This is a genomic window from Paraburkholderia sp. EG304 (assembly GCF_046543485.1).
Taxonomy (GTDB): Bacteria; Pseudomonadota; Gammaproteobacteria; order Burkholderiales; family Burkholderiaceae; genus Paraburkholderia; species Paraburkholderia youngii.
The window spans coordinates 1-9,595 of sequence record NZ_JBKGUA010000112.1; the positions used below are offsets into that span (position 1 = coordinate 1).

The 9,595-nt window shown below is 63.5% G+C and carries 12 protein-coding genes and 1 pseudogene; 6 read left to right on the plus strand and 7 right to left on the minus strand.

Annotated elements, in window-relative coordinates:
- From ACLFKU_RS41460 to ACLFKU_RS41470, 3 genes and pseudogenes are all read left to right on the plus strand, one after another.
- Positions 1-691, plus strand: a pseudogene (locus ACLFKU_RS41460) (hypothetical protein); the annotation flags it as partial.
- Positions 688-1,335, plus strand: coding sequence for an OmpA family protein (locus ACLFKU_RS41465; RefSeq protein ID WP_410853085.1), 648 nt, complete (start codon positions 688-690; stop codon positions 1,333-1,335). The pseudogene ACLFKU_RS41460 and the gene ACLFKU_RS41465, both read left to right, overlap by 4 nt.
- Complete coding sequence (locus ACLFKU_RS41470) at positions 1,325-1,930, plus strand: DUF2894 domain-containing protein (RefSeq protein ID WP_410853086.1); 606 nt, start codon at positions 1,325-1,327, stop codon at positions 1,928-1,930. The genes ACLFKU_RS41465 and ACLFKU_RS41470 overlap by 11 nt, the downstream gene beginning before the upstream one ends.
- Before the next feature lie 75 nt (positions 1,931-2,005).
- Here the strand turns inward: ACLFKU_RS41470 and ACLFKU_RS41475 are convergent, their stop codons facing one another.
- The 6 genes from ACLFKU_RS41475 to ACLFKU_RS41500 all read right to left on the minus strand — a co-directional run bounded on the left by ACLFKU_RS41475 (position 2,006) and on the right by ACLFKU_RS41500 (position 5,722).
- Positions 2,006-2,365: a hypothetical protein gene (locus ACLFKU_RS41475; RefSeq protein ID WP_410853087.1), complete on the minus strand. Its 360-nt coding sequence runs from the start codon at positions 2,363-2,365 to the stop codon at positions 2,006-2,008.
- Positions 2,362-2,829 (minus strand): hypothetical protein, encoded by a 468-nt coding sequence (locus ACLFKU_RS41480; protein WP_410853088.1) that lies wholly within the window; start codon positions 2,827-2,829, stop codon positions 2,362-2,364. The genes ACLFKU_RS41475 and ACLFKU_RS41480 overlap by 4 nt, the downstream gene beginning before the upstream one ends.
- Before the next feature lie 38 nt (positions 2,830-2,867).
- On the minus strand, positions 2,868-3,254 hold the full coding sequence (locus ACLFKU_RS41485) for a hypothetical protein (RefSeq protein WP_410853089.1): 387 nt from the start codon (positions 3,252-3,254) through the stop codon (positions 2,868-2,870).
- A gap of 185 nt (positions 3,255-3,439) precedes the next feature.
- Positions 3,440-3,808 (minus strand): hypothetical protein, encoded by a 369-nt coding sequence (locus ACLFKU_RS41490; protein WP_410853090.1) that lies wholly within the window; start codon positions 3,806-3,808, stop codon positions 3,440-3,442.
- A gap of 127 nt (positions 3,809-3,935) precedes the next feature.
- Positions 3,936-4,400, minus strand: coding sequence for a hypothetical protein (locus tag ACLFKU_RS41495; protein ID WP_410853091.1), 465 nt, complete (start codon positions 4,398-4,400; stop codon positions 3,936-3,938).
- Positions 4,397-5,722 carry an IPT/TIG domain-containing protein gene (locus ACLFKU_RS41500; protein ID WP_410853092.1) on the minus strand — a complete coding sequence of 442 codons (1,326 nt, stop codon included), beginning with the start codon at positions 5,720-5,722 and terminating at the stop codon, positions 4,397-4,399. The genes ACLFKU_RS41495 and ACLFKU_RS41500 overlap by 4 nt, the downstream gene beginning before the upstream one ends.
- Before the next feature lie 139 nt (positions 5,723-5,861).
- Between ACLFKU_RS41500 and ACLFKU_RS41505 the strand changes: the two genes are divergently transcribed.
- Entirely contained in the window at positions 5,862-6,866 is a 1,005-nt protein-coding gene (locus tag ACLFKU_RS41505) for a cytochrome-c peroxidase (RefSeq protein ID WP_410853093.1), read from the plus strand.
- A gap of 12 nt (positions 6,867-6,878) precedes the next feature.
- On the opposite strand, the gene ACLFKU_RS41510 is transcribed toward ACLFKU_RS41505, so the two are convergent.
- Entirely contained in the window at positions 6,879-7,349 is a 471-nt protein-coding gene (locus tag ACLFKU_RS41510; RefSeq protein ID WP_410853094.1) for a hypothetical protein, read from the minus strand.
- Between the two features lie 275 nt (positions 7,350-7,624).
- Here ACLFKU_RS41510 and ACLFKU_RS41515 point away from each other — a divergent pair, with 275 nt between their 5' ends.
- Together ACLFKU_RS41515 and mdcE are read left to right on the plus strand one after the other, a co-directional pair.
- Positions 7,625-9,040: a malonate decarboxylase subunit alpha gene (locus ACLFKU_RS41515; protein WP_410853095.1), complete on the plus strand. Its 1,416-nt coding sequence runs from the start codon at positions 7,625-7,627 to the stop codon at positions 9,038-9,040.
- The coding region (mdcE, locus tag ACLFKU_RS41520; protein WP_410853096.1) for a biotin-independent malonate decarboxylase subunit gamma at positions 9,031-9,595 on the plus strand (565 nt) is incomplete at its 3' end. The genes ACLFKU_RS41515 and mdcE, both read left to right, overlap by 10 nt.

A 9,595-nucleotide genomic window follows, 5' to 3' on the forward strand; every position in this document is an offset into this window, starting at 1 on the left:
GACCGGCGACAGCGTGGCCCGCCGTCAGCAGGAGATCTGCGACACCCTCGCCCGTACCGCCAACGACATCACCCAGCAGGCACAGGCGCACGCCAGCGAGACGATCAGCGAGATCGCGCGCCTGGTCCAGGCGGCGTCGGAAGCGCCCAAGGCGGCGGCCGATGTCGTTGCCGAACTGCGCAGCAAACTGTCCGACAGCCTGGTCCGCGATACCGCTACGCTGGAAGAACGCAGCCGCCTGTTGGCGACCGTGGAGACCCTGCTGGATGCGGTCAACCATGCCGCCAACGAACAGCGCGTCGCCGTCGATGCACTGGTATCGACCTCGGCCGAGCTGCTGGACCGGGTCGGCACGCGCTTCACCGACCACATCGAAGCCGAGACCGGCAAGCTCGGCAGCGTGGCCGCGCAGGTCACCGGCAGCGCGGTGGAAGTAGCGAGCCTGGCCGATGCGCTCGGCAGCGCCGTGCAGTCCTTCGGGACCGCCAGCGACGGCCTCAACGAGCGGTTGGCCCAGATCGCCGCCTCGCTGGACGGCTCGCTGGCACGCAGTGACGAGCAGCTTGCCTATTACGTGGCCCAGGCGCGCGAGGTCATCGACCTCAGCGTGCTTTCGCAGAAGCAGATCATCGACGAGCTGCAGCAGCTGGCCGGCCGCCGCAGCAGCAAGGCCGGAGCCGCCTCGGCATGAGCGACGAGATCGAAGTCGAGGCCGACGGAGGCGCGCCGATCTGGGCCGCCTTCGGCGACCTGATGTCGGTGCTGCTCGGTGCGTTCGTGCTGATCCTGGTCGGCGTGGTCGCGCTGCAGCTGGAGCTGACCAACCGGCTGGATGAGGAGGTCAAGCAGCGCCAGGCCGAAGTGCAGCGTCGCCAGACGCTGGAGCAGGCACTGGCCGGTCCGCTCGCGGCCGGGCGCGTGACGCTGGTGGATGGCCGCATCGGCATCCGCGGCAATGTGCTGTTCGCGTTGAACTCCGACAAACTGCAGCCCGAGGGCGCCGACGTCCTCAAGAGCCTGGCCGGGCCGCTGAAGGGCTACCTGGCCTCGCGCGAGGAAATCCTCATGGTCAGCGGCTTCACCGACGACCAGCAGGTGCGCGATGGCAACTGGCGCTTCGCCGACAACTGGGAACTCTCTGCCGAGCGTGCGTTGACCGTGACCCGCACCCTGATCGCCGAGGGCGTGCCGTCGGATGCGGTATTTGCCGCGGCGTTTGGCTCGGAGCAGCCGGTGAGTTCCAACGCCGACGAGGATGGCCGCGCCAAGAACCGCCGCGTCGAAATCGCCCCGATCCCCAAACCCAAGGCGAGCAAGGCCGCGGATGCCCCGTAACCCAGTCGCAACCGCTGAGACTCTCGAGAACTGGCGAGCGGACAAGCTCGACGGGCTGGACCGCACGCGTTTTGCGGTGATCGAGGCCCTGCATGCCCGCGCACAGATGCATGACGGTGAGGTGCGGGCGCTGTTGCAGCGGAAGCTGGACGCGTTGGTCGCCGGTTACGCTGAGCGGGTTGCCGAGGCGTCGGCATCGGTAGTGACCGCGCCGGGCCTGTCATCGGGTCGCATCGGCCTGCAGGCGCTGGTCACGGAATTAACCGGGCAGCACAGTGCTGCGTATCCGGAATTGCCGGTGCTGGGCGAGGTCCGGGCGACGTGGGCCAGGCTTCGCAATGCCAGCCAGCTCAAGGAATCACTGGCCCAGATGCCCACCAATGGGGGGCCGTTGAACTCCGGTGTACTGGTCCATCGCGCGCTGACGCTGATGAAAGAGACCTCGCCCGGCTACCTGACGCATTTCATGGCGTACCTGGATGCGCTGTCGGGCATGGAGCACCTGCATCAGTGGGGCGTGCTGGTGGCGACGCCGAAGGTGGTGCCGCGGGGGGCGAAGCCGCGGCGGCCGCGTGCGGGTAAGGCGCCGGGCTGATCGAAGCGTCGAGAACGCCCTATGTACGTCTACGCCTCCATGGGCGACGGGACAGGATCAGCGCTACTGCGAAGCTTATGGTCGTCGAACCACGCCGCCGTCGCGACGCCAGACAAGCGTCTCCGCGTCGCCGAATGTAACCCGATCCACCTTGTCATCCAGGGGAAGCGCGTAAGTGAAACTGCCCGACATGCCCGATTTCGCAGGCACCAGCATCACGTTGACTTGAATCGCATCCCCCTGACGCACACTATCGATCCGCTCAACGGCGAGCGCGCTATGAAACGCGAGGCCCGACAGCAACAGCTCCCCTGGTCGGCTCTGTTGGGCCTTGAAGAACTGGACGTCCTCGAGCTTCAGTGTCAGCGCATCATCTGCGCCACACGCTGCCAACAACGCTCCTGCAGCCAACACGACGTACCTGAGTGCAATCATCTCAAATCACCGTCCCGGAGGAAGTCCTTCGGTTTGACGCCCAGGCGAATCACGTTCCTCAGTCTGCCCAGATGGGCATCACCAAAGAGCAACGAGAATCCTACCGTCGTGTAGAAGATCAGAAGCACTGCCGGGACCGGGAGTGCGCGAACGATGCTCCCACAGTCACGGTTCCACGCAAGCAGCACGCCGACACCGACCAGTTCAACCGCGACCGCCGCACCGAGCACGCGTCCAACCCATGATGCAGGCAGCTTCACCAGGCCCCTCGATGCAAACTTGAACCTCGAGTACACCATCAGCATCAATACAGCCGCATACATCGCCGCCAGTACGCTCGGCGGGTAGGCGTCGAGCGGGCAACTCATGCGAACCAGGTTGCGCGCAAGCGCGAAGCAGGCAACAAATGCAGCCGCAATTGCTGCAAGCTTCAGAGATCGCGCAATGATCAATTCTGCGTACATTGGCATATGTTGGGCGTTTGTTCGTCGAACGATCAACGCTAAGCGGCGCTTGCTTCAGAGCGGCGTTGACCACGTCGAACAAACACGCCAACGCATGCGCCAGCCATGCCACTCAGGACGGACACCACGATGTTCGGCGCATTGATGCGGAAGATTGGCAGGAAGCCTGCCTGGGTTCCCGCGTTGACGAAGTAAGTCGCCATTCCCCAGAGACAGACGTACAGCACACCGACGATGATCGCGAACCGGTACTGCCTTGCGATTAGCCCGCCAAACAGCGCGAACCACATGCCGGCAGCCGAGGACAGCACGTCGCTCGTGTCGAATGCAAAATTACTTCGAGCCACTACTGAGATGCCCAGGAAGTACGTGGCCCCGAATACCAATGCCAGCACCAGAAGCAAAGCCCCAAGTTGTCGCCACATGGATTGAAACCCCCGTTCATCCCGATCTCGCGCCACTCTACCTGGATACGTCTGCCCAGCCTTGCGCACCACGTCCCCCTTGCCGCCCCAATCCACGACTGGTGCCGTATGACGAGGTGGTGCGACTCCTGCACCACCTCGAACCCGCCGATATGCGCAGAGCTGGCATTGAGCAACTGCACGATCTATCGCTGCCAGATTACTCCCACCAAAATAGTAATAAATGCGTGCGCAAGTAGAACCATCGCGACGGGGCGTTTGCGTACGATTGCGGCGGCCATCGCCTCGGCAACGACGATGCAGGCGGCGGTGAGCACAAGCACAAGCAACGACTCCGGGTTCAGCATCGATATCGGCTGCACTGCCAAGGTGTAGAGGACAAGAACAAGGAAAGCCGCGAACGCTGGAGCCGAGGAGCGCTTAAATAGTCCATGCCCCCTGGATGTGCTTGCACAAGCAGGAAGTTGTACCAGTTCCCGCGACCTTTTCTCTGACGGCGTCCAGCGTGGTTGCTGATGAATCATATAGCTTGCGCTTGTCTCGGTGACCTTCATAGGCTTTCTTGAATAAATCGTCAGCCTGCCGACGGGCATGCTGTCGACCTTCCCTGCAATCTTCCCCTCGCACATATCCTTGAGCTTCGAATTGAGCGCCCCACACTCCTGTCAGGCCAACGCTACTTCAGCCTCGAGTGCTCTTACGGCAGTACAACTCTGTCGAACGATCAGAATCCCAGTAGGTGGCCGCAAAAATTGCAGTTTCATCGCCGCGGCGATGAAAGGCAACAATATGCGCGAAATCTCCGGCACAGTACGACAAGCTAGTCTCTCCGCCTCCAGACTGCCGCGAGGTCAGAGTCCAACCATTTTTCTTCGCCACCCTGCTGAAATGTTGCTTAACCTCATCCATCTGGAGGTGCGTGACCACATTTCTTCGCGCCCCAACCAAAGTAACCTTTGAGAAACTTTTCAGCGGGCCACCAATCGAACCAGCTGGCAACTCCAGCTCTTCGCCCGCGCGCCGGAGTTGGTCAGCATCGGGCCTGCTGTCCCAGTCTGCAGTTTCAAACGTTGAAGCAACGCTCAGTATGAACACCAATCCTGCGGCAACTACTGCCAGTGCAGCGAAGACCTTACCCTGTTTCACCAGCGACCTCCCCAATTGCCGTTTTCCGTTGCAAGCTCGCCCGGCGAAAATCCTCCGCCGATACCTAAGCCAAGCTGAGTAGATGTCCCGGATCCTGGTGACCAGTTCTTGCTGCCGCCGACGCCGTAATAACCACCCGCTCCAGACATTCCAAAGCCTCTCAGATGCTCATCGACCTCCTTACCAGTCGGCTCATCGCACTGGTCCAACCACCCCGCGCTGCGCTCGATCGCCAGGTTCCAGTTTGCCGGACCTTGGGCCGGCTTGATCAGCAGCAGGTACGTGCCTGCACTGGCGGCAGGAGGCAACAGCACCGTGGGGCTGCCCGCGTTGGCCGTGCCAGTAACCACCTGTCGGTTGGATGGGTCGTACAGGGTGTAGCCAAGGTTGCCAGCACTGATTCCAGAGAACTGTGCGTCCAGGTACTCCCCTGCCCCGGCTTCCACGAGGATGGCAACCTGCTGTCCGGTGGTTGAGATCGCGAACGCGCTGGCCGGTGCATCCGGCGCAATGCGCCGGAAAGAAGCGATATTGGCCGCGGCTATGCCACTTGGAAGGACAAACAGGTCCTGCGGGCTGACCGCCATGCCATAAGGCGTGGAGACTGACACCTTGCCGCTGGCGGCGAAGGTCGGCACGACGAAGTCCAGCTCGGCATTCTGCGCAGCGCCGATGACGCCGGCACGTGTGCCGATCCGCGCGGTGGTCTGGTAGGCAACGGGATACAGTGATTCACCGGTTACTTTGATGGTAGTGCCCGCAGAAGCCACCTGCGGGGAAATACCATCGATGCGAGGCGTCCGGGCATTCTGGTCAACGATGAAGTCGGTACTACTGGTGGCCGTCTGCGCTCCTACGGTGACGGAGACAGGACCGGTGACCGCACCCACCGGCACGATGACCACAAGTTCGCTGCTGCTGGCAGTGAGCACGGCGGCAGTGACCCCGGAGAATCGCACGAGATTTGCACCCGCATTCGCACTGAACGCGTGGCCCTGCAGGCGCACCTGCATTCCACTGACGCCCCGGCCGGGCGTGACCGAGAACAGGGCCAGCTGATCGGCAGCCAGGCGATCCACCTTCTGGATGTTCCCCATCACGTCATAGACATAACGCGCCGACTCGCCGGCATCGTTGGTCACGGCGATCAATCGACCGTTGGCGTCGTAGACATAGCTGGTTGCCGACACTGGCAAAGCCAGCATGAGGGCAAGCACGCACACCACCCAGGCCGCAAAGCGCGTCGAGAGCCGTGAAACCTTGCCATGGACTGCATCCAAGCTCCGGACAATGCCGGCACCGCGTCGTGCGATCGATTCCATATCAGCTCGCCCCTGAGCTTGCGGCCATCTGGCCGCTCCGTGGATTGCGAGCGCCTCCGTGGCGCATCCAGCCTTGACGATATACAGTTCAGCCCAAGATTCTGTCAAGGCAGACAGTGACGTGCGACTCGGGACTGGGATGGCCACCACAAAGCTGACGCTGCTGCTCGCAATTATCTTGACTCTGCCCGGCTGCACAGGGGGTGAGACGCCCTCGCCGCCTCAGAAGGATGGCCTCGCCGAGATCGGGGAAGCATTGTTCAACGACGTTCGACTGAGCGCTGACGGGCGCACAAACTGTGCCACCTGTCACCTTTCAGAATTTGCATTTACCGACACACGGGCCGTTTCGGTCGGAGCATTCGGACGCAAAGGCACACGAAATGCGCCCAGCCTTGTTGGGCTGTTTGAGCGCGGGCCGCAGTTCTGGGATGGGCGTGAGGGTGCTCTATCCGAGGCAGTGATGCAGCCGCTGGGCAACCCATTGGAGATGGGCCATGACACGGTAGCGGCGGCCATGGAGCGCATCGCCTCGTTGCCGGAGTACCGGGCCTTCTTTGGCGCGGAGATCAAGGCGACAGATGTATCTGGAGCGCTGACCAGCTATCTCATGAGCCTGGACGCAGCCCCCAGCCCGTTCGAGCGTGCCCGCGCAGCCGGCGACTACACCCTCTTGGGTGCTCGAGCGAAGCGTGGTTTAGAGCTCTTTCAAGGCAAGGCCCAATGCGCCAACTGCCACTTGATGGATGCGTCAAGCTCATTCAGTGATCAGCAGTTCCACCATGCCAGCGTCGGCTTCGAACGCATTGCGGGCAACATCCGGCCGCTGCTGGCTCGCCTGGAACAGGCGCGCCATTCTGGCCAGCCGCTTGGGAGGATGGTCCTGGCAGATGTTGACATCGCCGAGCTTGGTCGATTCGCGGTGACGTCCGATCCAAAGGATATGGGCGCATTTCGGACCCCGAGCCTGCGCAACGTGGCGCGCACCGCGCCGTACATGCACGACGGCAGCATCCAGTCCCTCGAAGCAGCCATCGAGCACGAGCTTTACTATCGCGGACTCACCAGCGGCCGGCCCATCAGTCTGACGGTCGAGGAACGCAGCGATCTGGCTGCCTTCCTCTCCACGCTCAGTACACCCTAGGCAGCCAGGCGCCTACGGCGATGGAGCCACGTCGTCGGCTGGGAATATCTCCAACTCCTGGCTCCCGGCCAGCTTCCCGTCCAGCATGACCTCGAAGAGGTAGCGACCGGTCGGCCATGTGCCGCGCGGTTCAAACTGGAATCTGGGTGCCGCCGCATTGCCGGCGTTGAGCCGCAGCTTGCCGGTATCGACGGTGCTGCCATCGGCCAGCGCGATCATCTTGACCGCCAGGTCGGCGCCCTTGGTTGTGCCTTTGGTGCGGATCGCAAGCTCGACCGCATCGGCCGGATGCGCGGGGCGTGCGACCCCAGTGGCTGATTCACCTGCCGGGCGCGCGACAATTTCGATGAGCTCCAGCGATTGATCGGCCGGCGCGTCATTGGAGACAGCGTTCGGCTCCGTCGCCGATGGACTGCATCCAGCCAATCCTGCTAGGCCGATGATCAATGCAGACGTGGCAATCCACTTCCCTGTGAGCTTCATCAAAGCGTCCTTCCGTGGTGGGCGATGGCGCATGTTATCGCGGAGCGGATCTGCCGTCATGCCGGATCATAGCGGTGCTCTCCGTCCGTTGTGCTGCGACGAAGGCCGGGTTTCCTCCGCCCTCATTTCACCTAGGCGGCGTGCCACACGAGTCCCGCCGGCGCGCCGTCTGATAATGAATACGCACCGCGGACCCTCACCTGGAGTCCCCCTCTTGCCGCCCAGAATCCACGGTGGTAGCGTGTAATTACAGCGTAATTATGAAGAGGCGGCAGATGGCTCGAGACTGGAACACGCTGGCGACCCGCCGCCAGGCAAGGCTGCAGCGGGCCACGGATGCCGGGCTCGGGCACCTGGTGCCGCATGCCGAGGTACCGCGGCTCCTGCATACCGTGCTCGAACCCGGGGACCGGGTCTGCCTGGAGGGCAACAACCAGAAACAGGCCGATTTCCTCGCTGAGTGCCTGGCCCAGCTCGACCCCGCGCAGGTCCACGATCTGCACATGGTCCAATCCGTGCTCTCCCTGCCCTCGCACCTGGACGTCTTCGAGCGCGGCATCGCCCAGCGCCTGGACTTCTCCTTCTCGGGTCCGCAGAGCGGCCGGCTTGCCAATCTCGTCGCCGAGGGCCGGATCGAGATCGGGGCGATCCACACCTATCTCGAACTGTTCGGCCGCTACTTCATCGATCTCACCCCACAGGTCGCACTGATCGCCGCCCAGGCCGCCGACCGTCACGGCAACCTCTATACCGGCCCCAACACCGAAGACACTCCCGTGATCGTCGAAGCCACCGCGTTCCGGGGTGGCATCGTGATCGCCCAGGTCAACGAGATCGTCGACACCCTCCCCCGCGTCGATATTCCGGCCGATTGGGTCAACTTCGTCACCGAAGCGCCGCGCCCGAACTACATCGAGCCGCTGTTCACCCGCGACCCGGCGCAGATCTCCGAGATCCAGGTGTTGATGGCGATGATGGCCATCAAGGGCATCTACGCCGAGTACGGCGTGCAGCGCCTCAACCACGGCATCGGCTTCGATACCGCCGCGATCGAACTGCTGCTGCCCACCTATGCCGAATCGCTGGGTCTCAAGGGCAGGATCGGGACGCATTGGGCGCTCAATCCGCATCCGGCGCTGATCCCGGCGATCGAGTCCGGCTTCGTGCAGTCCGTGCATTCGTTCGGCTCCGAGCTGGGCATGGAGCGCTACATCGAGGCGCGCTCCGATGTCTTCTTCACCGGCAATGACGGCAGCATGCGCTCCAACCGCGCGTTCTCGCAGACCGCCGGTCTGTATGCGTGCGACATGTTCATCGGCTCCACGCTGCAGATCGATCTGCAGGGCAACAGTTCCACCGCCACCCGCGACCGCGCCCTGGTCTGGCGCGTCACCGGCGGCAAGCACCGCTATCTGATCGGCGATGCCGTGCAGTTGGTGCCGGACCGCATCGATGCGTTTGCCGAGGCGGCACTGTCACTCATCGACGCCCACACAGAGACCGAAGACCCGTTGCAGGCGCTCGAAAACGCACACGCCCAGCTGGGCGCGCGGCTGCAGGCCTATGGCAACTGCCGCGACGGCCTCGAGGTCTGGAAGCTGCAGGGCATCGCCGATGCCGCGCAGCTGCCGCTGCTGGACACCGCTGACTTCCTAGACGCCGTCAAGGAGCGGAGCCTGCCATGGAACTGACCCCGCTGCTCGATGCCCTGTTCCCGCTCGGCCATGCGGTCACCCGCGATGACGATGTGCTGGGCGGTACGGCCACCACCGCTGCCGGGGACGTCACCGTCATCGGCACCGCCAACAAGCTGGAGGTCGGCGTCGACCACGCACTCGCGCTGGCAGCCACGGTGCTCGCCAGCACCCGCGCGCACCCGCAGCGGCCGATCGTGATGCTGGTGGACACGGCCGGCCAGCGTCTGGCGCGGCGCGATGAGATGCTCGGCATCAACAGCTACTTCGCGCACCTCGCCCGCACCCTGGATCTGGCCCGCCGCCGCGGTGCGCCGCTGGTCAGCCTGGTCTACGGTGAATCCGTCAGCGGTGGCTTCCTGTCGTTCGGGCTGATGGCCGATCGCATCTTCGCCCTGCCCGAAGCGCAGGTGCGGGTGATGGATCTGCGCGCCATGGCCCGCGTCACCAAGCAAGCGCTGGAGAAACTGCAGGCCCTGAGCCAGAGCTCGCCGGTGTTCGCGCCGGGGGTGGAGAACTACGTCAGCATGGGCGCCGTGGAGGCCGTCTGGG